The 21,639-nt window shown below is 72.7% G+C and carries 21 protein-coding genes; 10 read left to right on the top strand and 11 right to left on the bottom strand.

From position 1 onward, the window contains the following. Positions 1-2 precede the first annotated feature (2 nt). The 4 genes from OG552_RS28975 to pssA all read left to right on the top strand — a co-directional run bounded on the left by OG552_RS28975 (position 3) and on the right by pssA (position 3,501). Positions 3-542 carry a MaoC family dehydratase gene (locus OG552_RS28975; RefSeq protein WP_329141240.1) on the top strand — a complete coding sequence of 180 codons (540 nt, stop codon included), beginning with the start codon at positions 3-5 and terminating at the stop codon, positions 540-542. Position 543: 1 nt separating this feature from the next. Then, complete coding sequence (locus OG552_RS28970; RefSeq protein WP_329137890.1) at positions 544-1,758, top strand: acyl-CoA dehydrogenase family protein; 1,215 nt, start codon at positions 544-546, stop codon at positions 1,756-1,758. Positions 1,759-1,973: 215 nt separating this feature from the next. Continuing rightward, complete coding sequence (locus OG552_RS28965) at positions 1,974-2,621, top strand: phosphatidylserine decarboxylase (RefSeq protein WP_329137889.1); 648 nt, start codon at positions 1,974-1,976, stop codon at positions 2,619-2,621. Further along, a complete protein-coding gene (gene pssA / locus OG552_RS28960) occupies positions 2,608-3,501 on the top strand; it encodes a CDP-diacylglycerol--serine O-phosphatidyltransferase (RefSeq protein WP_443071066.1) in 894 nt (297 codons plus the stop codon). The genes OG552_RS28965 and pssA overlap by 14 nt, the downstream gene beginning before the upstream one ends. Positions 3,502-3,574: 73 nt before the next feature. Here pssA and OG552_RS28955 read toward each other — a convergent pair whose 3' ends face one another. Then, on the bottom strand, positions 3,575-4,705 hold the full coding sequence (locus OG552_RS28955; protein ID WP_329137887.1) for a glycerate kinase: 1,131 nt from the start codon (positions 4,703-4,705) through the stop codon (positions 3,575-3,577). Positions 4,706-4,880: 175 nt separating this feature from the next. Between OG552_RS28955 and OG552_RS28950 the strand changes: the two genes are divergently transcribed. The 3 genes from OG552_RS28950 to OG552_RS28940 all read left to right on the top strand — a co-directional run bounded on the left by OG552_RS28950 (position 4,881) and on the right by OG552_RS28940 (position 6,803). Then, on the top strand, positions 4,881-5,381 hold the full coding sequence (locus tag OG552_RS28950) for an NUDIX hydrolase (RefSeq protein WP_329137884.1): 501 nt from the start codon (positions 4,881-4,883) through the stop codon (positions 5,379-5,381). Between the two features lie 259 nt (positions 5,382-5,640). After that, positions 5,641-5,952 carry a hypothetical protein gene (locus OG552_RS28945; RefSeq protein WP_329137882.1) on the top strand — a complete coding sequence of 104 codons (312 nt, stop codon included), beginning with the start codon at positions 5,641-5,643 and terminating at the stop codon, positions 5,950-5,952. A gap of 110 nt (positions 5,953-6,062) precedes the next feature. Beyond that, on the top strand, positions 6,063-6,803 hold the full coding sequence (locus OG552_RS28940; protein WP_329137881.1) for an SIR2 family NAD-dependent protein deacylase: 741 nt from the start codon (positions 6,063-6,065) through the stop codon (positions 6,801-6,803). A 52-nt stretch (positions 6,804-6,855) separates the two neighbouring features. Here the strand turns inward: OG552_RS28940 and OG552_RS28935 are convergent, their stop codons facing one another. From OG552_RS28935 to OG552_RS28905, 7 genes are all read right to left on the bottom strand, one after another. Further along, positions 6,856-8,271 (bottom strand): phytoene desaturase family protein, encoded by a 1,416-nt coding sequence (locus OG552_RS28935; RefSeq protein WP_329141236.1) that lies wholly within the window; start codon positions 8,269-8,271, stop codon positions 6,856-6,858. Between the two features lie 11 nt (positions 8,272-8,282). Next, positions 8,283-9,161: an inositol monophosphatase family protein gene (locus OG552_RS28930; RefSeq protein WP_329137878.1), complete on the bottom strand. Its 879-nt coding sequence runs from the start codon at positions 9,159-9,161 to the stop codon at positions 8,283-8,285. An 87-nt stretch (positions 9,162-9,248) separates the two neighbouring features. Next, entirely contained in the window at positions 9,249-10,262 is a 1,014-nt protein-coding gene (locus OG552_RS28925; RefSeq protein ID WP_329137876.1) for a TIGR03842 family LLM class F420-dependent oxidoreductase, read from the bottom strand. Positions 10,263-10,303: 41 nt separating this feature from the next. Beyond that, complete coding sequence (hydA, locus tag OG552_RS28920) at positions 10,304-11,704, bottom strand: dihydropyrimidinase (RefSeq protein WP_329137875.1); 1,401 nt, start codon at positions 11,702-11,704, stop codon at positions 10,304-10,306. After that, the gene (locus OG552_RS28915; protein WP_329137873.1) at positions 11,701-13,059 is read right to left on the bottom strand and encodes an aspartate aminotransferase family protein; all 1,359 of its coding nucleotides are present in this window, start codon (positions 13,057-13,059) and stop codon (positions 11,701-11,703) included. The genes hydA and OG552_RS28915 overlap by 4 nt, the downstream gene beginning before the upstream one ends. A 5-nt stretch (positions 13,060-13,064) precedes the next feature. Then, on the bottom strand, positions 13,065-13,907 hold the full coding sequence (locus OG552_RS28910) for a nitrilase-related carbon-nitrogen hydrolase (RefSeq protein WP_329137871.1): 843 nt from the start codon (positions 13,905-13,907) through the stop codon (positions 13,065-13,067). A gap of 164 nt (positions 13,908-14,071) precedes the next feature. Then, complete coding sequence (locus OG552_RS28905; RefSeq protein WP_329137869.1) at positions 14,072-15,742, bottom strand: hypothetical protein; 1,671 nt, start codon at positions 15,740-15,742, stop codon at positions 14,072-14,074. 142 nt (positions 15,743-15,884) lie between these two features. On the opposite strand from OG552_RS28905, the gene OG552_RS28900 reads away from it, so the two are divergent. Beyond that, positions 15,885-16,316: a MarR family winged helix-turn-helix transcriptional regulator gene (locus OG552_RS28900; RefSeq protein WP_329137868.1), complete on the top strand. Its 432-nt coding sequence runs from the start codon at positions 15,885-15,887 to the stop codon at positions 16,314-16,316. Positions 16,317-16,421: 105 nt separating this feature from the next. Further along, positions 16,422-16,985 (top strand): isochorismatase family protein, encoded by a 564-nt coding sequence (locus OG552_RS28895; protein WP_329137866.1) that lies wholly within the window; start codon positions 16,422-16,424, stop codon positions 16,983-16,985. Between the two features lie 8 nt (positions 16,986-16,993). On the opposite strand, the gene ggt is transcribed toward OG552_RS28895, so the two are convergent. Continuing rightward, complete coding sequence (ggt, locus tag OG552_RS28890) at positions 16,994-18,865, bottom strand: gamma-glutamyltransferase (RefSeq protein WP_329137864.1); 1,872 nt, start codon at positions 18,863-18,865, stop codon at positions 16,994-16,996. A 169-nt stretch (positions 18,866-19,034) separates the two neighbouring features. On the opposite strand from ggt, the gene OG552_RS28885 reads away from it, so the two are divergent. Then, on the top strand, positions 19,035-19,802 hold the full coding sequence (locus tag OG552_RS28885; protein WP_329137862.1) for a hypothetical protein: 768 nt from the start codon (positions 19,035-19,037) through the stop codon (positions 19,800-19,802). Here the strand turns inward: OG552_RS28885 and OG552_RS28880 are convergent. Together OG552_RS28880 and OG552_RS28875 are read right to left on the bottom strand one after the other, a co-directional pair. After that, complete coding sequence (locus OG552_RS28880) at positions 19,771-20,523, bottom strand: ZIP family metal transporter (protein WP_329137860.1); 753 nt, start codon at positions 20,521-20,523, stop codon at positions 19,771-19,773. The two genes, OG552_RS28885 and OG552_RS28880, sit on opposite strands and share 32 nt — an antisense overlap. A gap of 61 nt (positions 20,524-20,584) precedes the next feature. After that, a complete protein-coding gene (locus OG552_RS28875) occupies positions 20,585-21,526 on the bottom strand; it encodes a cation diffusion facilitator family transporter (RefSeq protein WP_329137858.1) in 942 nt (313 codons plus the stop codon). Positions 21,527-21,639 lie beyond the last annotated feature (113 nt).

Genomic DNA, 21,639 nt, shown 5'->3' with positions numbered 1-21,639 from the left:
CTGTGCGGTTCGGGCGCACCTATGAGGAATTCGAGATCGGTGCGGTGTACAAACACTGGCCGGGAAAGACGGTCACGGAGTACGACGACCATCTCTTCTGCCTCCTCACCATGAATCACCACCCGCTCCACCTCGACGCCAACTACGCGGGAAAGACAACGGACTTCGGCCGTAACGTCGTCGTGGGCAACTATGTGTACTCACTGCTGCTCGGCATGTCGGTGCCGGATGTCTCCGGCAAGGCCATCGCCAATCTGGAGGTCGAGTCGCTGCGGCACGTGGCGCCGACCTTCCACGGCGACACGGTCTACGGCGAGACGACGGTGCTGGACAAGCGGCCGTCGAAGTCGAAGGACGACCGCGGCATCGTGCAGGTGGAGACCCGCGGCTACAACCAGGACGGCACGCTGGTCTGCGTCTTCCGCCGCAAGGTGATGGTGCCGACCGCCGCGTACATCGAGCAGCGCGGCGGGGAGCAGCCCGGCCGCCCGCGGCCGGCTGCCGACGCGGCGGCCGCGCAGGCTTCCCCGGGAGGGAACTGAGATGGCCAACCGGCTCGCGCAGACCGACGGTCTCACCGACATCCAGCAGGAGATCCTCGCCACCGTCCGCTCCTTCGTGGACAAGGAGATCCTGCCGGTCGCCACCGAACTCGAACACCGCGACGAGTATCCGTCGCAGATCGTCGAGGGTCTCAAAGACCTCGGGATCTTCGGGCTGATGATTCCCGAGGAGTACGGCGGCCTCGGGGAGTCGCTGCTGACGTACGCGCTCACCGTGGAGGAGATCGCCCGCGGCTGGATGAGTGTGTCGGGCATCATCAATACGCATTTCATCGTCGCGTACATGATCAAACAGCACGGCACCGAGGAGCAGAAGCAGTATTTCCTGCCGCGGATGGCGACCGGGGAGGTGCGCGGCGCGTTCTCGATGTCGGAGCCCGGACTCGGCTCGGACGTCGGGGCGATCCGCACCAGGGCGGTGCGGGAGGGCGACGCGTATGTGATCAACGGCCAGAAGATGTGGCTGACCAACGGCGGCACCTCCAACCTGGTGGCGGTGCTCTGCCGGACCGACGAGGGACAGCCCGCCGACGCCGCCCCGCACAAGTCCATGACGACCTTCCTGATCGAGAAGGAGCCGGGTTTCGGGCCGAATCCGAAGGTCTCCGGGCTGACCGTGCCGGGGAAGATCGAGAAGATGGGCTACAAGGGCGTCGACACCACCGAGCTGGTGCTGCAGGACGTACGGGTTCCGGCGGACCGGGTGCTCGGCGAGGCGAGCGGCCGGGGTTTCTACCAGATGATGGACGGTGTCGAGGTCGGCCGGGTCAATGTGGCCGCCCGCGGCTGCGGGGTGGCCCGGCGCGCCTTCGAACTGGGCATCTCCTACGCACAGCAGCGCCACACCTTCGGCAAGCAGATCGCCGAGCACCAGGCGATCCAGTTCAAGCTGGCCGAGATGGCCACCAAGGTGGAGGCCGCGCACCAGCTGATGGTCAGCGCGGCCCGCAAGAAGGACTCCGGGCAGCGCAACGACCTGGAGGCCGGGATGGCGAAGTACCTGGCCGCCGAGTACTGCAAGGAGGTCGTCGAGGACGCCTTCCGCATCCACGGCGGCTACGGCTTCTCCAAGGAGTACGAGATCGAGCGGCTCTACCGGGAGGCGCCGATGCTGCTGATCGGCGAGGGAACCGCCGAGATCCAGAAAATGATCATCGGCAGGCGGCTGCTGGAGGAGTACCGCATCCAGAGCTGAGCCGGGCGGACCATGAAGAGATTTGTCCGTATTTGCCACTGTTTTCCGGAGGCGAATCCCCGTCAAAGGTCACACTGTGTCATCGGCCGTGCCACCGGAACCAGCCATCGACTCGCCCTCCAGCTTGCCGAGTTGCCCGTGTCAGCCGATACCATCGACCAAAGCCGCCGTCCCCTTGAAGCAATTCGCGGCATCCTCCGCTACGAAGGTCTTCCATGCCCCACAGCCATTCCTCTGCACCACGCGGCCGGGTCCGCCTCGCGCGCGGAGCGTCGCCGTGGCTCCTCCCGACCGTGGCCACCGCAGCGCTCTCGCTCACCCGGGCCCGCCGCTCCGGCCGCTGGGCGACCGTGGCCGTCCCAGCCACCGCCCTCGCGGCCGGCATGCTGTGGTTCTTCCGCGATCCCGAGCGGGAGATCACCGAGGGCCGGGTGATCTCCCCGGCCGACGGTGTGGTGCAGAGCATCATGCCGTGGAAGGACGGACGCACCCGCGTCGCCATCTTCATGAGCCCGCTGAACGTCCATGTGAACCGGGCCCCGCTGGCCGGCACGGTCACCTCCGTCGAGCACATCCCCGGCGGATACGTACCGGCGTTCAACAAGGAGAGCGAGCACAACGAGCGGGTGATCTGGCACTTCGACACCGAACTCGGTGACATCGAGGTGGTCCAGATCGCCGGCGCGGTGGCGCGGCGGATCGTGCCGTACGTGCCGCGGGGCTGCAAGGTCGAGCAGGGGGACAGGATCGGGCTGATCCGCTTCGGCTCCCGGGTGGACGTGTATCTCCCCGAGGGCATCGAGCCCGCTGTCGAGGTCGGGCAGACCACCACGGCTGGGGTGACTCGCCTTGACCGTGCTTGAGCCCGACACTCAGTCCTCGGCGCCCCCGGCGCCCGGCGGGTCCACCGCCGCCTCGTCGTCCTCCTGGGTGAGCGAGCTGGAGCACGAGGTGGGCGACCTGCCGCTGTCCACCCGGCTGTCCATCGCGGACGCGCTCACCCTCGGCAACGCGATCTGCGGCTTCATGGCCGTGTACTTCACCACCACCGGGGTGCTCGTCCCGCACCTGATGGGCACCAGCGACGGCGCGATGTCCAAGCACAGCGCGGCGAACGCGGTCACGCTGATGCTGCTCGCGTCGGTCTTCGACCTCTTCGACGGGCTGGTGGCGCGCAAGCTGCGCAGTTCGGCGATGGGCGCGGAGCTGGACAACCTCTCCGACCTGATCAGCTTCGGTCTCGCGCCGGCCTACTTCGTCGTCGTCTGGGGCCTGATCTCGGACGACGCCCATGGCAAAGTCGCGGCGCTCGCCGCGGTGATGGTCGTGCTCGCGGTGGTGCTGCGCCTCGCCCGCTTCTCCTGCACCACGCTGCGGGACGGCGTCTTCCAGGGCATGCCCAGTCCCTTCGGGGCGATGACCGTGGTGTCGCTGGTCCTGCTGGAGCTGCCGTTCATCCCGACGGTGATCGGGATCGTCGGGGTGGCGTGGCTGATGGTCAGCCGCGTCGAGTACCCCAAGCCGCGCGGGCGACTGGCTCTGATCACCTTCGGCTGGACCCTGGTCAGCATGGCGTGCCTGGCCGCGTGGACGCTCGGCGTCCCCGGCGGCCACGCGCTGCTCCAGGCGGGCTGCGCCCTGCAGTGCATCGCGGCCGGCGTCATCCCCTGCTTCGCGACCACCCGCCGGGTCAACACGATCCGCGCCAACCGGCGCGAGGCGCGGGCCGGCGTGGCCCGCTGACACCGCACGCGGAAAGGCCCCGGGGTTCCGTTCCAGGACGGGAACCCGGGGCCTTCTGATGTCCCGGCGCGGGTCACCGCGCGGGGAGGAGAAAGTCCCGCGCGAGGTCCGCCGCCACCCGCTCCAGCAGCGGTCCTGCCCCGGCCATGCTGCGGGAGACGTCCGGCTCGATCGCGGCGATGGCGTACGCACGGCGGATCCCGGCCGCGCCGAGAGCCGCCGGCGGGAGCGCCAGACGGCCGCAGACCGCCACCACGTCGATACCGCGGGCCCGCGCCGCCTGGGCGACGCCGGCCGGCGCCTTCCCGTGCAGGGTCTGCTCGTCGAGGGAACCCTCGCCGGTGATGACCAGGTCCGCGCGGGTGAGCGCGTCCTCGAAGCCCAGCACGTCGAGCATGACGTCGATGCCGGCCCTGAAGACCGCGCCGAGCCCGACCAGCGCGCCGTAGCCGATGCCGCCGGCCGCCCCGGCCCCCGGCGCCTGCGCGGCGGCGGCCGCGGCGGGCCCGACCGCCGCGGTCAGCGCCTCGACGTAGATGCCGAGCGCGGCGTCCAGCGTGGCCACGTCCTGCGGGGACGCGCCCTTCTGCGGCCCGTAGACCGCCGCGGCCCCCTTCGCGCCGAGCAGCGGGTTGTCGACGTCACTGGCGAGCACCACCGAGGTCTCAGCGAGCCGCGGGTCGAGGTCGGTGAGGTCGGCCGTCACCAGCGTGGCCAATGGGCCGCCGCCGGGAGCCACGGGCACACCCTGGGCGTCGAGCAGCCGGGCACCGAGGGCGTTCAGCATGCCCGCGCCACCGTCGTTGGTGGCGCTGCCGCCGACACCGAGCACGATCGTCCGCGCGCCCGCGTCGAGGGCGGCCCGCAGCAGCTCACCGGTGCCGTACGTGGTCGCGGCGAGTGGTGCGAAGACGCCGGGCGGCAGGTGCCGCAGCCCGGACGCCTCGGCCATCTCCACCACCGCGGTGGTGCCGCGGAGCGCGTACGCGGCCTCGACGGGCTCACCGAGCGGCCCGGTGACCCGCACCGTGCGGCGCTCGTACCCGGCGGCGACCGCGGCGTCGACCGTGCCGTCACCGCCGTCGGCGACCGGCAGGGACTCCACGGTCACCCCGGGCACCACCGTGCGCAGCCCCGCCTCGACATGGGCGGCCACCTCGACCGCGGTCAGCGAACCCTTGAACTTGTCCGCGGCGATCAGCACGCGCGCCGTTGATCGTCCTGCAGCGTCCGACACGTTTGTCACTCCCAGCAGAAATCGGAACGTCGCGCCACTGGGGACCTTATCCCGGCACGGCCCGGCTGCCCACGGCGGCGTCCCGGCGCGACCGCCGCGCTACCGCCACCCGGGGGAGCCGGCGCGCCGTAGGTTGGGTGCCATGAGCATCGACTTCGCCACGTACCTCGCCGGCCTGCCCAGGATCCTCGCCGGAGCGAACACCCTCTTCCGGTCCGCCGACGGCCGGGTCCTGCTGGTCGAGCCGAACTACCGCGACGACGGTACGTGGACGCTGCCCGGCGGCACGATCGAGTCGGACGAGGGCGAGACACCCCGGCAGGCGGCCCACCGCGAGACGCTGGAGGAGATCGGGCTCGACATCACACCCGGCGCGCTGCTCGCGGTGGACTGGGTGGTCGGCCCGGGACGTCCGGCGCTGAGCAGTTACCTCTACGACGGCGGCGTCCTCGACGAGGAGCAACTGGCCGCGATCCGGCTGCAGGTTGAGGAGCTGGACTCCTGGGAGCTGAGCACGCCGGAGGACCTGGAGCGCTATCTCACCCCGGGCGCCACCCGCCGGGTGCGGGCCGCGCTGGCCGCCCTGCGCGCCGGCACCGGAACCGCCGAACTCGTCAACGGCCGCCCGGCCGCTGAGAGTTGAGAGCCGCATTGGGCACGTACCCGGGATCCGCCTCCGATGTGGTGCATGAGGTACGGGAGTTGCCGGCGATGCGCTGATGCGGGCCCCGGCCGGGCGGCAAGAATGCTCCGGGCAAAAATCCTGGAATCCGGTGACAAGGGGGTGATCCTTTCCCCTATGCTCACGTCTCTCTCCCCCACGTCGGTGACGCGTGCCGCACACGTGCGTATCCGTCCTGCGGGAGAGCGACTTGACGTCCCCGTCCATCGAAGGGCAAGTAATGAATCAGGTTCTCGGCCGAGGCACCACGACCACGTGGGAGCGCTTCTGGTACGTCCTCGGCTGCATCTACTTCGGCGCCGCCTATTTCCAGAAGGTGCCGGTGAAGAAGGCGCTGAGCGAGTACGGCCTCGCCACTCTCACCGGAGCCGAGAAGTTCTGGTACGTCGTCGAGTGCATCTTCTTCGGCGCCGGCTACTTCGCCAAGACCACCATCAAGAAGGCGCTCTCCGAGGTGCAGTACGGCCAGGGCGTTCCGCAGGGTGCCGCTCCTGAGGGTGCGCCGGCCGGTCCGCCGCCGTCCGCCTACTGAGCCACTGACGCGGCCGGGCGGGGGTGCGGCCCCCGCCCGCCGCGGGTGACCGGCCCGCCCCGGCGTAATCCGCTCGCCGCCGGGGCGCCGCCGCCCTACTCTCGGGGCGCATGAGCACCCGCAAGCCCCTCGTGGCGCTGCTGACCGGCGCCGGGATCTCCACCGACTCCGGCATCCCCGACTACCGGGGACCGAAGGGCGTGTGGACCCAGGATCCGGCGGCGGAGAAACTGGCCACCTACGACGTGTACATGGCCGACCCGGAGATCAGGCGCAGGGCCTGGCGGGTCCGGCAGGACACCCGGGTGTGGCAGGCACGGCCGAACGCGGCGCACGAGGCGATCGTGCGGCTGGAACGGGCCGGTGTGCCGGTGCGGGTCATCACGCAGAATGTGGACGGCCTCCACCAGCTGGCCGGGCTGCCGCCGCGCAAGGTCCTCGAACTGCACGGCAGCGCACGGTCGGTGGTGTGCACCGCCTGCCACGAGCGCGGACCGATGACAGCGGCGCTGGAGCGGGTGGCGGCCGGCGAGGAAGATCCCCGGTGCCGCTCGTGCGGCGGCGTTCTGAAGGCCGCGACGGTGATGTTCGGCCAGCGGCTCGACCCCGGGGTGCTGGCGGACGCGGTGGCCATCGCCAAGAACAGCGACATCTTCGTGGCGGTCGGCACCACGCTCGCCGTCCAGCCCGCCGCCTCCCTGGCCGGTCTCGCCGCCGAGAACGGCGCCCGTCTGATCATCGTCAACGCGGAGCCGACGCCCTACGACGCGCTGGCCGCGGAGCTCATCCGCGAACCCATCGGCACGGCCCTGCCCGCCCTGCTCGCCGGTCTGACGCCGGCGGCCGGCTGAGCCCCGCCGGGCACCGCTCGGCCACGCCGCCGGCGCGGCCGGCGCGGCCGGGCTACCGCCTGGCGGCGCGGTCCAGGTGGCGCAGGACCGCCCGGGCCGCGTTGTGGCCGCTCATGCCGTGGACGCCGGGGCCCGGCGGGGTGGCGGAGGAGCAGAGGAAGACACCCGGGCGCGGCGTGGCGTAGGGGATCGCGGCGAGCCGGGGGCGCAGGACGGACTGGAGCCCGGAGTAGGCGCCGCAGGCGATGTCGCCGCCGACGTAGTTGGCGTTGCGGGTCGCCAGAGCCGCAGGCCCTGTGGTCGCGCGGGCCAGCACGAGGTCGCGGAAACCGGGCGCGAACCGTTCGATCTGCCTCTCGATCACATCGGTGGCGTCTCCGTGCCAGCCCTGGGGAACATGGCCGTAGGCCCAGAAGACGTGTTTGCCGGCCGGTGCGCGTGAGGGGTCCACCACCGACGGCTGTGCGGTGATCAGGAACGGTGTCTGCGGCGGCCGGCCGGTGACCGCCCGGGTCAGCGCGTCACCGATCTCGGTGTAGGTCGGCCCGACATGCACCGTCCCGGCCCTGCGGGCGTCCGGCGACGTCCACGGCACCGGCCCGTCCAGCGCGTAGTCGACCTTGAAGACCGACGCGCCGTACCGGTAGCCGCGGTAGACGTCCCCGAGCGCGGCGATCCGGGCCAGCGCGGTCGGCGAGGTGTCGAAGACGTACGCGCGGGCGGGCGGTAGTTCGTCCAGTTTGCGTACGGTGACGCCGGTCCTGATCTCTCCGCCCAGCGAGGTGAGCAGACCGGCCAGCGCGTCGGAGATCGCCTGGGAGCCGCCGCGGGCCACCGGCCAGCCCCGCTCGTGCGCGGCCAGCGCGAACATCATCGCCATCGCGCCGGTGAACGGTTCGGTGAGCCGGGTGATCGCGTGCCCGGCGAGCCCCGCGAGCAGCGCCCTCGCCCGGGCGTCGCGGAACCGCAGCGCGAGCAGCGCCACCGGCGGGCTGCCGGTGAGCCCGAACCGTACGAAGCGGTACGGGTCACGGGGCAGCCCGGCCCAGGGCGGCCGGAAGAAGTCGGCGGCGATGGAGTCCCAGTGGCCGGTGTAGGGAGCCAGCAGCCGCCGGTAGGTGCCGGCGTCGCGTGGCCCGAGGGACGCCGCGGTCTCCCCCACCGTCCGGCCCAGCACCACCGCGGTGCCGTCGGGGAAGGGGTGCGCCATCGGCACCTCGGGCTGCAGCCACTCCAGGCCGTGCTCGGCGAGCGGCAGCGCGCCGAAGGCGGGCGAGCCGATACCGAAGGGGTGCACCGCCGAGCAGGGGTCGTGCCGGAAGCCGGGCAGCGTCAGCTCCTCGGTGCGGGCGCCGCCGCCGACCGTGCCGGCGGCCTCGTAGAGCTGGACGGAGAGCCCGGCGCGGGCGAGTTCGACGGCCGCGGTGAGGCCGTTGGGTCCCGCGCCGACCACCACCGCGTCGGCCACCACCGCCCGGCTCACCGCCGTACCGCCTCGGCGTCCGGCAGCAGGGTGCTCATGATCCGGCGGGCCGCCGCCTCGTCGCGGGCGACGGTGAACGGCAGGGCGTTGCCCCCGGGGACGCGGAACGGCTCGCCGGCCGCGGTCAGGCTGCTGCCGCCGGCCTCGGTGACCAGCAGCAGCCCGGCCGCGTGGTCCCAGGGCGCCTCCCAGAAGAACGCCACCGCGTCCGCGATTCCCCGGGCCACTTCCAGATAGCCGAGTCCGGCGCTGGTCAGGCAGGGCACCAGCTCGGCGCCCGCGTCCGCAAGACGGGCCAGGGAGGCCCGCTCGTCGTCGGTGCGGAACACCGGGTTGGAGATCCACACCCGCAGCCGCCGCGGGTCGGTGGCGGTCCGCAGCGGCTTCCCGTCGAGGCAGGCGCCGTGTCCGCGCCGGGCGGTGGCGAACAGGCCGAGCTGCGGGGCGTACGTCCAGCTGGCCAGCGGCTGCCCGCCGCGGACCAGGGTGACCAGCGTGGAGAAGCCCGGGTCGCCGCGGACGAACGCCGAGGTGCCGTCGACCGGGTCGATCACCCACACCGGGTCGTCGCCCTTGAGCAGCCCGAGCAGCGCCGGGTCCGCGCTGACTGCCTCCTCGCCGACCACCACCGAGCCGGGCAGCAGCGCGCCCAGTTGCTCGGTGAGCCGTTCCTCGGCGATCCGGTCGGCGGTGGTGACCAGGTCGTGCGGGCCGTTCTTCTCGGTGATGTCGGCGTCGGCCAGGCGCCGCCAGCGCGGTACGACCTCGGCGCCGACAACCGCCCTGACCGTGTCCTCGACGGCGGCGAGCAGCGCGTCCGTGACGCCTTCCGCCCCCGCCGGCCCACCGGTGACCGAACCGACCTCGTTGCCCATGCCGCCATCCAATCAGACCGCGCTGCGGCGCGGTCGGGGCCCGGTGGTGCCGGACGTCCCGGCTTCCGGAAGGGTTCCCGGGGGAGTTCAGGCCATCGCCGGGATGATGTACTCGCCGTACGCGTCGATCACCTTCTCCTTGGCGTCGTGCATGTCGTAGACCGCGAACTGGTCGACGCCCAGCGCACGCAGCGCCTCCAGCTTGTCCAGGTGCGCCTCGACCGGGCCGATCAGGCAGAAGCGGTCGACGATGTCGTCCGGCACGAAGGCGGTGTCGGGGTTTCCGGTCCGCCCGTGGTGGGAGTAGTCGTATCCCTGCCGCTGCTCGATGTACGCGGTCAGCTCCTCCGGCACCAGGTCGGAGTGCTGCCCGTACCGCCCGACGAGGTCGGCGACGTGGTTGCCGACCATGCCGCCGAACCAGCGGCACTGCTCACGGGCGTGGGCGAGCGCCTGCGGGGAGTCGTCGTCGGTGACGTACGCGGGGGCGGCCACGCAGACGGTGATGCCGGCCGGGTCGCGGCCGGCCTTCTCCGCCGCTTCCCTGACCGCCTTGACCATCTGCTCGGTGAGGTAGACGTCGGCGAGCTGGAGGATGAAACCGTCGGCCTTCTCCCCGGCGAGCGCCAGCGCCTTGGGGCCGTAGGCGGCCATCCAGACCGGGAGCCGGCCGTCGGTCACCCAGGGCAGCCGCAGCGCGGTGCCGTCCACCACCGCCTCGCGGCCCTCGGCCAGGTCGCGGATGACGGTGATGGCCTCGCCGAGGCGGGCCAGGGTGTTGGGCGGGCGGCCCGCCACCCGCATCGCGGAGTCGCCGCGGCCGATGCCGCAGACCGTCCGGTTGCCGTACATCGAGTTGAGGGTGGCGAAGGTGGAGGCGGTCACCTCCCAGGTGCGGGTGCCGGGGTTGGTGACCATGGGGCCGACGGCGAGCCGGCGGGTGTGGTCGAGGATACGGCTGTGGATGACGAAGGGTTCCTGCCACAGCACGGCGGAGTCGAAGGTCCAGCCGTGGGTGAAGCCGTTGCGCTCGGCGCGCCGCATCAGATCGACGACGTCGGAGGCGGGCGGGTCGGTCTGCAGCACGAGGCCGAAGTCCATGGGCGTGCTCCTTGGGCTGCTGGGGCTGCTCGGTTCCGGGCTCAGTTGACGTACTGGCAGATGCCGCGGGGTGTGTAGCGGCCGTGCCCGGCGCGGCCGACGTAGCCGCCGTCCTGGATGACCGGCACACCCCGGGAGAGCACGGTCTGCACCTTGCCGGTGATCCGCTTGCCCTCGTACGCGCTGTAGTCGACGTTCATGTGGTGGGTCTCGGCGGAGATCACCTGTTCGGCGTGCGGGTCGTAGATCACCACGTCGGCGTCCGCGCCGGGCGCCAGGGTGCCCTTGCGCGGGTAGAGCCCGAACATCCGGGCCGGGGCGGCGCAGGCGATGTCGATCCAGCGGCGGCGGCTGATCCGGCCCTCCACCACGGCCTGGTGGAGCAGGTCCATCCGGTTCTCCACGCCGGGCATCCCGTTGGGGATCCTGGAGAAGTCGTCGCGGCCCATCTCCTTCTGGCCGCTGAAGCAGAACGGGCAGTGGTCGGTGGACACCACCTGGAGGTCGTCGGTGCGCAGGCCCTGCCAGAGCGCGGCCTGGTGCTCGCGGGGGCGCAGCGGCGTGCTGCACACGTACTTGGCGCCCTCGAAGCCGGGTTCTGCGAGGTTGTCGGTGGACAGGAAGAGGTACTGCGGACAGGTCTCGCCGAAGACCGGCAGGCCAAGGTCGCGGGCGGCGGCCAGTTCGGCGACGGCCTGCTGGGCGGAGACGTGCACGATGTAGAGCGGGGCGCCGGCCACCCGGGCCAGCTGGATGGCGCGGTGGGTGGCCTCGGCCTCCAGCAGGGCGTGCCGGACCTCGCCGTGCCAGCGCGGGTCGGTCCGCCCGGCGGCGAGCGCCTGCTGGACCAGGACGTCGATGGCGATGCCGTTCTCGGCGTGCATCATCACCAGGCCGCCGTTGCCGGAGGCGCGCTGCATGGCCCGCAGGATCTTGCCGTCGTCGCTGTAGAAGACGCCGGGGTAGGCCATGAACATCTTGAAGCTGGTGACGCCCTCCTCGACGAGGATGTCCATCTCCTTGAGCGTCTCGTCGTTGACGTCCGAGACGATCATGTGGAAGGCGTAGTCGATGGCGCACTGGGCGTCCGCCTTGTCGTGCCAGGCGTCGAGGCCGGCCCGCAGGCTGCGGCCGACGCTCTGGATGGCGAAGTCCACGATGGTGGTGGTGCCGCCCCAGGCGGCGGCGCGGGTGCCGGTCTCGAAGGTGTCGGAGGCGGTGGTGCCGCCGAACGGCATCTCCATGTGGGTGTGGCCGTCGACGCCGCCCGGGATGACGTACTTGCCGGTGGCGTCGATCACCGTGTCGTTGTTCCAGCTCTTGGCGACCGAGGATTCACTGGCGGCCACCGCGGCGATCCGGCCGCCTTCGATGAGGACGTCGGCGTGGGTCTCGTCGGCGGCGGTGATCACCAGGCCGCCGCGGATCACGGTACGGGTCACAGGACGTTGCCTCCCTGCGGCTTGCCGGCCGCTGACAGTGCGGGCAGTGCGGACTGTGCCTGCTTCAGGGCCGCCTCCAGGGCGGCGGCGCCCTCCTCGGCCTCGGCGACGGTGAGCGAGAGCGGCGGGGCGATCCGCAGCGCGTTGCCCGCCCGGCCGCCCTTGCCGATCAGCACGCCCTGCTCGCGGGCGGCTTCCAGCACCAGGCTCGCGGCAGCGGCCGAAGGGGTGTCGGTGCCGGGTTCGACGAGTTCCACGCCGAGCATCAGGCCGCGGCCGCGGACCTCGCGGACGATGCTCAGCCCGGCGCCGATCGCGTCCAGCCGGGACTTGAGCAGGCCGCCGACCCGGCGGGCGTTGCCCTGCAGGTCGTGGTCGACGAGGTAGGTGAGGTTGGCGAGCGCGCCCGCGGTGGTGACCGGGCTGCCGCCGAAGGTGGAGATGGAGTTGGCGGTCAGGCTGTTCATCACCTCGGCGCGGGCCACCACACCGCCCATGGACAGGCCGTTGCCGACGCCCTTGGCGAAGGTGAGGATGTCCGGCGGCCCGGCCTGGCCGTGCGCCTGCCATCCCCAGAAGTTGTCGCCGGTACGGCCCCAGCCGGTCTGCACCTCGTCGCTGATCCACAGGATGCCGTGCCGGTCGAGGACCCGCTTGAAGGCGGCGAGCAGCCCGTCGGGCCCGGAAGTGAAGCCGCCGACGCCCTGGACGGGTTCGGCGATCAGCGCGGCGACGGTGTCGCCCGCCTGGCCGAGCATGTCCTCCAGGTCCTCCACACAGGCGGCGGTGAACTCGGCGTCGGACAGGTGCGCGAACGGCCCGCGGGTGCGCACTCCCCCGTGCACGTAGAGCGTCTGCAGCGGGGAGAGGCTGGTCGGGGACCAGGAGGAGTTGCCGGTGATGCCGATCGAGGTGAAGGAGCGGCCGTGGTAGCTGTTGCGCAGCGCGAGGATCTGGTTGGAGCGGCGGAAGGTGGTCGCCAGCAGCAGCGCGGTGTCGTTCGCCTCGGTGCCGGAGGTGGTGAAGAAGACCCGGGCGTCGGGGATGCCGGAGAGCCGGGCGATCCGCTCGGCGAGTTCGACCGCCTGGTGGCTGAGGTAGAGCGTCGAGGAGTGCAGCAGCTTGCCGGCCTGCTCGGCGACCGCGTGCGTCACCTCGGGCAGCGCGTGCGCGGTCATGGTGGTGAGGATGCCGCCGAAGAAGTCCAGGTAGCGGTTGCCCTCGGCGTCCCAGACGTGGCGGCCCTCGCCGTGCGTCAGCTCGATCGGGCGCTTGTAGTACGTGGCCAGCCAGTCGGGCAGGACCGCGCGGTGGCGGCTGTACAGGGCGTGGGTGTGCTCGGTCGCGGTCGCCATCGCGCTCACGCCCCCGTCAGGTCGCCGTAGGCGTCGGGCCTGCGGTCGCGGTAGAAGGCCCAGGTCTGGCGGACCTCGTCGATGAGGTCGAAGTCGAGGTCGCGGATGAGGAGTTCCTCCTCCTTGTCGGAGGCGGCCCCGTCCACCAGCTGACCGCGGGGGTCCACGAAGTAGCTGGTGCCGTAGAAGTCGTTGTCCCCGTAGGGTTCGCGGCCGACCCGGTTGATGGCGGCGATGAAGTACTCGTTGGCGACGGCCGCGGCCGGCTGCTCCAGCTGCCACAGGTACGCCGACAGGCCGCGGCTGGTGGCCGAGGGGTTGTAGACGAGCTGGGCGCCGGCCAGGCCCAGCGCGCGCCAGCCCTCGGGGAAGTGGCGGTCGTAGCAGATGTAGACGCCGATCCGGCCGACCGCGGTGTCGAAGACCGGCCAGCCGAGGTTGCCCGGCTTGAAGTAGTACTTCTCCCAGAAGCCGGTGACCTGCGGGATGTGGTGCTTGCGGTACTTGCCGAGATAGCTCCCGTCGGCGTCGATGACGGCCGCGGTGTTGTAGTAGACGCCCGGCTGCTCGATCTCGAAGACCGGGACGATCACGACCATGCCGGTCTCCCGGGCGAGCGACCGCATCCGCTGGATGGTGGGACCGTCGGGCACGGGTTCGGCCCAGCGGTAGTGCTCGGCCTCCTGGACCTGGCAGAAGTAGGGGGCGTTGAACACCTCCTGGAAGCCGATCACCTTCGCGCCCTGTGCGGCGGCGGCGCGGGCGTGTTCCTCGTGCTTGGCGATCATCGACTCGGTGTCGCCGGTCCAGGTGGCCTGGACGAGCGCGGCACGCACGACATTGCTCATGTGCAGCTCCTCTGACGTGACGTCACGTCGGTTCTACGCACGTAGATCCCGCCGTGGGGACGAACGTAGAAGCGCGGAGACCACCATGGCAAGAGTGCCGCCGTTACCGGCCCAAGACGTTTCGGTTTCCGGCCGCGGCGACCCGTTCGGCGGTGCGGGGCGCTTCAGTGGTCGGGCAGGGCGGCCCGCCGCAGTGCGGCCACGATGTCGCGGCGGCGGGACTTGGAGACGCGTTCGGCCGCGGCGAGCAGCGCGGGCGTGAGTCCGGGGGCGGTTCGGGCCACGTCGACGGCGTCCTCGGGGCTGTGCACGCGGGTCAGCGTCTCCAGCAGTTCGCCGGCCTCGGCGCTACGGGCGCTGTCGTGCAGGACGGCGGCGACGGTGGCGATGTCCTTGGCCGGGCGTCCTGCGGCCTGCCGGAGCAGGGTGCGGCTGTCCTCGGTGCGGCCGTCGGCGGCCAGGGCGGCGGCCGCGGCGGCGAGCCGGTCGGGCGGCAGGACGGCCACTTCCCACAGGAGCGTGGCCACGTCGGCGCCCAGGTCGGCGCGTTCCAGCTCCCGGGCCAGGTACGGCAGGCACTCCGGCGGTCCGAGCGCGGCCTCGCACAGGACGAGGTAGGCCGCGCCGCTCTCCCCGGCCCGCCGCAGTTCCCCCAGCCGCGCGGCGCCCGCCCGGGCGTCGGCGGCCAGCCGGGGGTCCTCGGCGGGGACCTCGGGGGTCTCCTGGGCGCCGGGGGCCGCGGGCGCGCCGGCGAATCTGGCGCCGCGAGGGGCGGCTTTCCCGGTGGCGGCGGCCGGGACCGCCGGGACCGCGGCCGCGGGCGCCGGTGCGCTCGGTGCGCCGGCGAAGCGGGCACCCCGGGGCTTGGCGGCCTGTTCCGGCAGCGGGACGACCGTCGCCTCGGGGCCGGGCGCGGGGGCGGCGGGTGCACCGGCGAATCTGGCGCCCCGGGGGGCGGCCCTCCCGGTGGCGGCGGGCTCCGCCGGGGCGAACCGGGCACGGCGGGAGGCGGGCGCGTTCGGCGGCAGCGCGGAGCCGGCCTCGGGCTCCGCGCCGCGGGGGGTGTCCTGGGGGCCGCCGGAGCCCTCCCAGGCGTCGAAGCCGGGCCGGTCGGACCGCTGCGCCGGTTCGTTCCCGGCCGCCCGGCCGGCGCCGGTGCCGGTGTCGGCACCGGTGCCCCAGTAGGGGGACCTGACCGGGCGCCGCGCCTCCTGGCCGTCCCGCCGCTCGCGGTACACCGTGCCCTCTTCGGTGACGACCTGCGCCGCGGGTGCGGCGGCCCGTCGGGCCCGGACGTCCTGGCCGTACTCCTGGAGCGGCGTACGGCCGGGCAGTGCGACGAGGCGGGCGTGGAGTTCGGTGAGCCGGGCCGCCGCGCGTTCCCGGTCGTCGCGGGCCCAGGCGAGGGCGTTGCCGAGGCGGGCGACGGTGGCCTCGGAGGCGGTGGCGGCACCCTGGTCGAGGGTGCGGGCGGCCTCGTGCTCGCGCAGGACGGCGAGGTCGTGGGCGCGGGAGGCGGCGTCCAGGCGGGCCCGCAGGGCGCGTTCGGCGCCGGGCGCGGTGTCCCAGGCAGCGATCGCGGCGCGGTGCAGGGCCAGCGCCCGGGAGGTCTCGGCCGGATCGGGGCCGGCGCCGTGGGCGGCGGCGAGGTCGTGCAGCAGGGCCCGTACGACGTCCCAGGGCGGGACCTCCGAGCCGCTGTCGTAGGCCCGCGCCGCGCCCGGCTCGCGTTCGGCGAACACCGGGTACCAGCCCGGCCGGTCGCCGAGCGCGGCCACCAGCGAGCGGAAGTAGTAGGTGAAATCCGCTGTCGCCCGGGCCCGTTCCGTCGTCACCACGTCCTTCGCCGCCCTCTTCCGTTCCGTCCCGCATTGCACACCCGGCGCGTTACGACGCTGCTACAGCGCGTTTTCGACTGGCGACCGCATTCGACAGGCAAACTTGCAAGTTTTCCTGTTGAAGTTCTACGGTGGGGTCATGCCGAACCAGGACCAGGCCCGTACCGCGGACGAGCTGACGACGGTGTTGTCGCAGCTCGTCCGCCGGCTGCGGGCGGCCTCCGGGGAGGACGGGCTGACCCCGTCACAGGTCTCGGTGATGGGCCGGCTGCTGCGGGAAGGTCCGGCGACCACGGCGGCCCTGGCCCGCGCCGAACTCGTCCGCCCGCAGTCCATGGGGGCGACCCTCGCGGTGCTGGAGGAACACGGGCTCGTCACCCGCGCCCCGCACCCCACCGACGGCCGCCAGGTGGTCTTCTCCCTCACCCCCGCCGGCACCCACCTGCACGGCACCGCCCGCCAGGCCAGGCGCGGCTGGCTCGCCGAAGCGCTGGAGTCCGGGCTGACCGCGCCGGAACAGCGCGTCCTGGCCGAGGCGATCCCGCTGCTGCGGCGCCTGGTGGAGCTGTGAGCCGCGGCTGACCTCCCCGACCGGTCGCCGCACGGTCCGCCGCGCACCGACCAACCGCACCGAAGAACAGAACCGAACCGTCAACGCACCTGGAGTGACCCCCGTATGACCGCCACCACCCTCGACCCCCGCACCGCCCTGGTCGTCATCGACCTTCAGACGGGCATCGTCGGGCTGCCGACCGCGCACCCGGCCGACGAGATCGTCGCCCGCAGCGCCCGACTGGCCGCCGCTTTCCGGGAGCGCGGCCTGCCCGTGGTCCTGGTGAACGTCACCGGTGTCGCCCCCGGCCGGACCGACGGCGGCCCCGGCGGGACCGTCTCCTTCCCCGACGGCTGGGCCGACCTGGTCAAGGAGCTCGACCAGCAGCCCGGGGACATCACCGTCTCCAAGCAGCAGTGGGGGGCCTTCTACGGCACCGCGCTCGACCTGGAGCTGCGCCGCCGCGGGGTGACGCAGATCGTGCTCTGCGGGATCTCCACCAGCATCGGGGTGGAGTCCACCGCCCGGGACGCGTACGAGCACGGCTACCACGTCACCGTCGCCACCGACGCGGTGACCGACACCGACGCCGAGGCGCACGCGCGCGCGGTCGGCACGATCTTCCCGCGGCTCGGCGAGACGGGCAGCACGGCCGACATCCTGGCCCTGCTGCCCGCCGCGGAGTAGTCACCCGGTCAGTGCGGCACCGCGGTCCGCGGTGCCGGGCTGACCACCGCCGCCGCCCCGCCGCCGCGCCGCACCGGCTCTGCGGCGGCCAGCCACCGGCCGTCCGGCAGCCGCTGGACGCCGGTGGCCGCGCCGATCTCCGGGTTCTGGGTGAACTGCTGGCCGAGCGCCTGCAGCCGGGCCCGCAGTTCGCTGTCCCACAGCGCGGGTTCCAGTTCGGTCGCGGCGGCGTTGCGCTGGCTGGCCCGGGGCGCCGCGATGGCGTCCACCAGCGGCAGCCCGCGGTCGACGTGCTCGGTGAGCACCTGCAGCACGGTGGTGATGATGGTCGCGCCGCCGGGCGAGCCGAGGGCGAAGTCCGGCCGGCCGTTCTTCAGCACGATCGTCGGCGAGATCGACGAGCGGGGCCGCTTGCCGGGGCCCGGCAGGTTCGGGTCGTGCACGGCGGGGCTCGCCGGGACGAAGGAGAAGTCCGTCAGCTCGTTGTTGAGCAGGAAGCCGCGGCCCGGCACGGTGATCGCGCTGCCGCCGGTCTGCTCGATGGTGAGGGTGTAGGAGACCACGTCGCCCCACTTGTCGGCGACGGTGAGGTGCGTGGTGCTGTCGCCCTCGTAGGTGGTCGGTGCGGCCTGCCCGGTGGCGCCGCACGGCGTGGGACGGGCCGGGTCACCGGGGGCGAGCGGGCTGGTCAGGGTCGCGTCGTCCTTGATCAGGCAGGCCCGGGACGCGGCGAAGCCCTTCGAGGTCAGCCCCGCGGTCGGCACCTGTTCGAAGGCGGGGTCGCCGACCCACCGGCCGCGGTCGGCGAACGCGATCCGGCTCGCCTCGATGTAGTGGTGCAGATACTGCGTCTCACTGGCGCCGGCGAGATCGGTGTGCTCCAGGATGTTCAGCGCCTCGGCCACCGTGGTGCCGCCGGACGACGACGGCGCCGGCCCGTACACATCGAGCCCCCGGTAGCTGGTGTGGGTGGGAGCCTGCTTCTTGGCGTGGTAAGCCGCGAGGTCCGCGGTGGTCAGGTCGCCGGTGCGCACCACCCGGGTCGCGGCCGGGTCGACGGGCGGCTTGCGGACGGTACGCACGATGTCGGCGCCGATGTCGCCGTGGTAGATCGCGCCGATCCCCTTGGCCGCCAACTCCTGGTACGTGCGCGCGAGTTGCGGGTTGCGCAGGGTGGAGCCCACGGCGGGTGGGCGCCCGCCGGGCAGGAAGAGCCGCGCGGTGTCCGGGAAGTCCTTGAAGCGGTCCTGGTTCGCCGCGGTCTGCGAGGTGAAGGTGGCGTCCACGGTGAAGCCGTCGCGGGCGATCCGCTCGGCGGGCTTGAGCACCTCGCCAAGGGAGCGGGTGCCCCAGGAGTCGAGGGCGGTCTGCCAGGTGGCGGCGGTGCCGGGCACCCCGACGCTGCGCCCGCTGGTGACCGCGTCGGCGAAGGCCAGCGGCTTGCCGTTCTCCACGAAGAGCTGGTCGGTGGCACTGCGCGGGGCGGTCTCGCGCCCGTCGATGGTGAAGACCTGGTGCCGGGCCGCGCTGTAGTAGACGAAGTACCCGCCTCCGCCGATGCCCGAGGAGTACGGCTCGGTGACACCCAGCGCGCCCGCGGTGGCCACGGCCGCGTCCACCGCGTTGCCGCCGTGCCTGAGCACCTCGATCCCGGCGGCGGTGGCGTCGGCGTCCACACTGGCCACCGCACCTCCGTAGCCGACCGCCAACGCCTGCTTGGCCGGGGGCGGCTGGGGGTGGGAGTGGGCGGGGGCCGCGGCGGTGACCGCGCCGGCGGCGGCGGTGACGGCGAGCGCCGCGACGGTGCGGACCACCGCGCGGCGCGCGGTGGTGCCGCCTCGGACATGTCGTGCTGGTTGCGTCGTACGGTTGCTTGCCATGGCGGGGCCTCCACTCAACGACCGTCCCGGCAGCCTAACTTCACCCCACCCATCACGTCAGTAGCACCGGCGGCGGGTGTCCCGGCCCGGTCCCGGGGGTGTGCCGGGCCTGTCCCGGCCGGGCACCGGGCGGTGCGCCGGCGGCTCGAACACCGCTACGATCCGCGCCATGAGCGACGATGCGCGCACTCTTGTCCTCGCGCTGGCCGGTCTGGTGGTCGGCGCGGTACTCGGCTGGTTCGTCCGCAGCTGGGTGCTGCGCCGCCGGCTCCACCGCAAGCAGCGCTTCTTCGGACTGCCGAAGGAGTCGGAGTGCCTGCTGGTGGTGCCGCGCGACGCCGGCGCCCGCGGCTGGAGCCTGGCCCGCCACGACGCCTTCGCGCTGCTGGAACTGGCGGCGGTGATCAAGGAGTGCGGGGCGCATGCCGAGGTGCTCGCGCACGACACGGCCTGGCAGGGGTTCGGGGCCAGGACCGAGTTCTGCATCGGCGGACCGCAGGCGAATCTGCGGCTGGCCGCGCATCTGCGTTCGATGCTGCCCGGCATCGAGATCAACGCCGATCCGGCGCCGGGTCCCGAGCAGGGCGCGATCGGCGTCGGCGGGGAGACGTACCGGCTGGAGAAGGGCGCGGTCGAGTACGTCCTGCTGGCGCGGCTCGCCGCGGCCCGCGACTCCGGCAACGACCGGCCGGTGTTCCTCTCCTCGGGCCAGGTCGGCATAGCCAACCAGGCGGCGGTGCGCTACCTGGCCCGGCACCATGTGCGGCTGGCCCGCAAGCACGGGGTGGACGCGACCTTCTGCCTGCTGCTGCGGGTGGTGAACTCGCAGGCGTACGGCTCCGACGTGGTCGAACTCGTCGCCGACGTGACCAAGGCGGCGGTCGCCGCAAAGCCGGTCCCGAAGGTCAGCCGGCCAGACCGATCACCAGCCACATGATGCCCGCGCCGGCGACCGTGCAGGCCAGCGTGGTGCTGGACGGGTGCGGGCTGTGCGCCTCGGGCAGGATGTCGGACGTGGCGAGATAGAGCAGGAAGCCGGCGAAGAAACCGAGGTAGAGCCCGAGCACCCCGGACGGGATGGTGAACGCCAGGGTGATCGCGGCGCCCGTCACCGGAGCCAGCGCGTCGGCGCCGAGCAGCACCTGGGCCCGGCGCTGCCCGTTCCCGTAGAGCCGGGTGATCGTGTACGTGTTGAAGCCGTCGGCGAAGTCGTGCGCGATCACCGCGATGGCCACCACGGTGCCGACCGTGTTCCCGGCCTGGAAGGCGGCGCCGATCGCGAAGCCGTCCATCACGCTGTGCCCGACCAGCGCCGCCGCGGCGGCCAGGCCGACGCCCTTCACCGGGTCGTGCGCGTGGCCGTGCCCGTGCTCGTGCGAGGCGTACTCCCCCTCGTGGGCCCGGTGGATGGCCACCGAGCGCTCCACGATGTGCAGGGCCAGGAAGCCGGCCACGAACATCAGCAGCGCGGCCGGCACCCCGAACACGTGCCGCGGCTGGGTCTCCAGTGCCTCGGGCAGCAGGTCGAAACCGACCACGCCGAGCATCAGCCCGGCGGCGAGACCGAGCACCAGATGGCGCCGGTCGCCGATGCGCTGTGCGACGACGCCGCCTATCAGGGTCATCGCGAACGCGCACGCGGCTATCAGGACCGGCATGGAGTCATGATCCACGAAGCCGTGAGCGCCCGCGACTCAGGTCAGCCTTACCAGCGGGGGGTCAGTGGGCCTGCGGGGTGGACGCCGAGTGGCCCGCCCGTTCCGTGCGCGCGTCGGTGATGTCGAGGAAGACCCGGTCGGCGGTGGGCAGTTCCTCGCGGATGGTCTGCCGGATCCGCAGGCTGACCTCCTCCACCCGTTCGCTGTCCATGCCGGGCACCAGGTCGATCCGGGCGGCCACCAGGGTGGAGTCCATGCCCAGCCGCATCGTCAGCAGTTCCTCGACGGTGTCCACCTCGGGCTGCCGCGTCAGCAGCCGCTCGATCTTGCCCCGCAGCTCCGGGTCGGCGGCGATGCCGATCAGCTGCTGGTGCGCGGTCCTGCCGAGGGTGAAGGCGACCACCATCAGCAGGACACCGATCGCCATCGAGGCGGCGGCCTCGCCGACGCCGTTGCCGGTGGCCATGTGCACGATCATGCCGGCCGCCGCGAGCAGCACGCCGATCACCGCGGTGCCGTCCTCGGCCAGCACGGTCCGCAGCGCCGGGTCCTTCGCACCGTCGTCGGAGCGGCGGGCCTGGATCACCGCCCTGAGCAGCGAGGCACCCTCGGCGAGCAGGGCGATCAGCAGGACCGCCAGGCCCGCGATGTAACCGGACCGGGACTCGTTCTCGGTGCTGCGCAGCGCCTCGACGCCCTGGTAGAAGGAGAAGACGCCGCCGAGCACGAAGATCCCGACGGCGGCGAGCAGTGACCAGAAGTAGCGCTCCTTGCCGTAGCCGAAGGGGTGCTCGGCGTCCGGGGCGCGGCGGGCGCGGCGCAGCGACAGCAGCAGGAAGACCTCGTTGAGGCTGTCCGCGACGGAGTGCGCCGCCTCGGAGAGCAGCGCCGGCGAGCCGGAGAAGAGTCCCGCGGCGGTCTTGGCGGCGGCGATCACCAAATTCGCGCCGAGCGCCACCAGCACCGCGCTACGCGTGCCCGCGTCGCGCCCTTGCTCCGCCATCCGTACTCCGTCCCGCGCCCCGCGGGCCGCCGGTCACCGTGCGTGAGACGGTGGGCCGCGACCTGGGGTTTGCGCTTTCTTGGTCGTTTTCCCGGTCGTGTTCCGTGTTCCCC

This window comes from Streptomyces sp. NBC_01476 (assembly GCF_036227265.1).
Classification (GTDB): domain Bacteria; phylum Actinomycetota; class Actinomycetes; order Streptomycetales; family Streptomycetaceae; genus Actinacidiphila.
This window is presented reverse-complemented; position numbering and strand designations above follow the sequence as displayed.

Coding starts and splice junctions, on each gene's coding strand:
- OG552_RS28970 (WP_329137890.1), top strand. CDS start 544: ATGGCCAACCGGCTCGCGCAGACCGACGGTCTCACCGACATCCAGCAG.
- OG552_RS28965 (WP_329137889.1), top strand. CDS start 1,974: ATGCCCCACAGCCATTCCTCTGCACCACGCGGCCGGGTCCGCCTCGCG.
- OG552_RS28950 (WP_329137884.1), top strand. CDS start 4,881: ATGAGCATCGACTTCGCCACGTACCTCGCCGGCCTGCCCAGGATCCTC.
- OG552_RS28945 (WP_329137882.1), top strand. CDS start 5,641: ATGAATCAGGTTCTCGGCCGAGGCACCACGACCACGTGGGAGCGCTTC.
- OG552_RS28940 (WP_329137881.1), top strand. CDS start 6,063: ATGAGCACCCGCAAGCCCCTCGTGGCGCTGCTGACCGGCGCCGGGATC.
- OG552_RS28930 (WP_329137878.1), bottom strand. CDS start 9,161: ATGGGCAACGAGGTCGGTTCGGTCACCGGTGGGCCGGCGGGGGCGGAA.
- OG552_RS28925 (WP_329137876.1), bottom strand. CDS start 10,262: ATGGACTTCGGCCTCGTGCTGCAGACCGACCCGCCCGCCTCCGACGTC.
- OG552_RS28915 (WP_329137873.1), bottom strand. CDS start 13,059: ATGGCGACCGCGACCGAGCACACCCACGCCCTGTACAGCCGCCACCGC.
- OG552_RS28910 (WP_329137871.1), bottom strand. CDS start 13,907: ATGAGCAATGTCGTGCGTGCCGCGCTCGTCCAGGCCACCTGGACCGGC.
- OG552_RS28900 (WP_329137868.1), top strand. CDS start 15,885: ATGCCGAACCAGGACCAGGCCCGTACCGCGGACGAGCTGACGACGGTG.
- OG552_RS28895 (WP_329137866.1), top strand. CDS start 16,422: ATGACCGCCACCACCCTCGACCCCCGCACCGCCCTGGTCGTCATCGAC.
- ggt (WP_329137864.1), bottom strand. CDS start 18,865: ATGGCAAGCAACCGTACGACGCAACCAGCACGACATGTCCGAGGCGGC.
- OG552_RS28885 (WP_329137862.1), top strand. CDS start 19,035: ATGAGCGACGATGCGCGCACTCTTGTCCTCGCGCTGGCCGGTCTGGTG.
- OG552_RS28880 (WP_329137860.1), bottom strand. CDS start 20,523: ATGCCGGTCCTGATAGCCGCGTGCGCGTTCGCGATGACCCTGATAGGC.
- OG552_RS28875 (WP_329137858.1), bottom strand. CDS start 21,526: ATGGCGGAGCAAGGGCGCGACGCGGGCACGCGTAGCGCGGTGCTGGTG.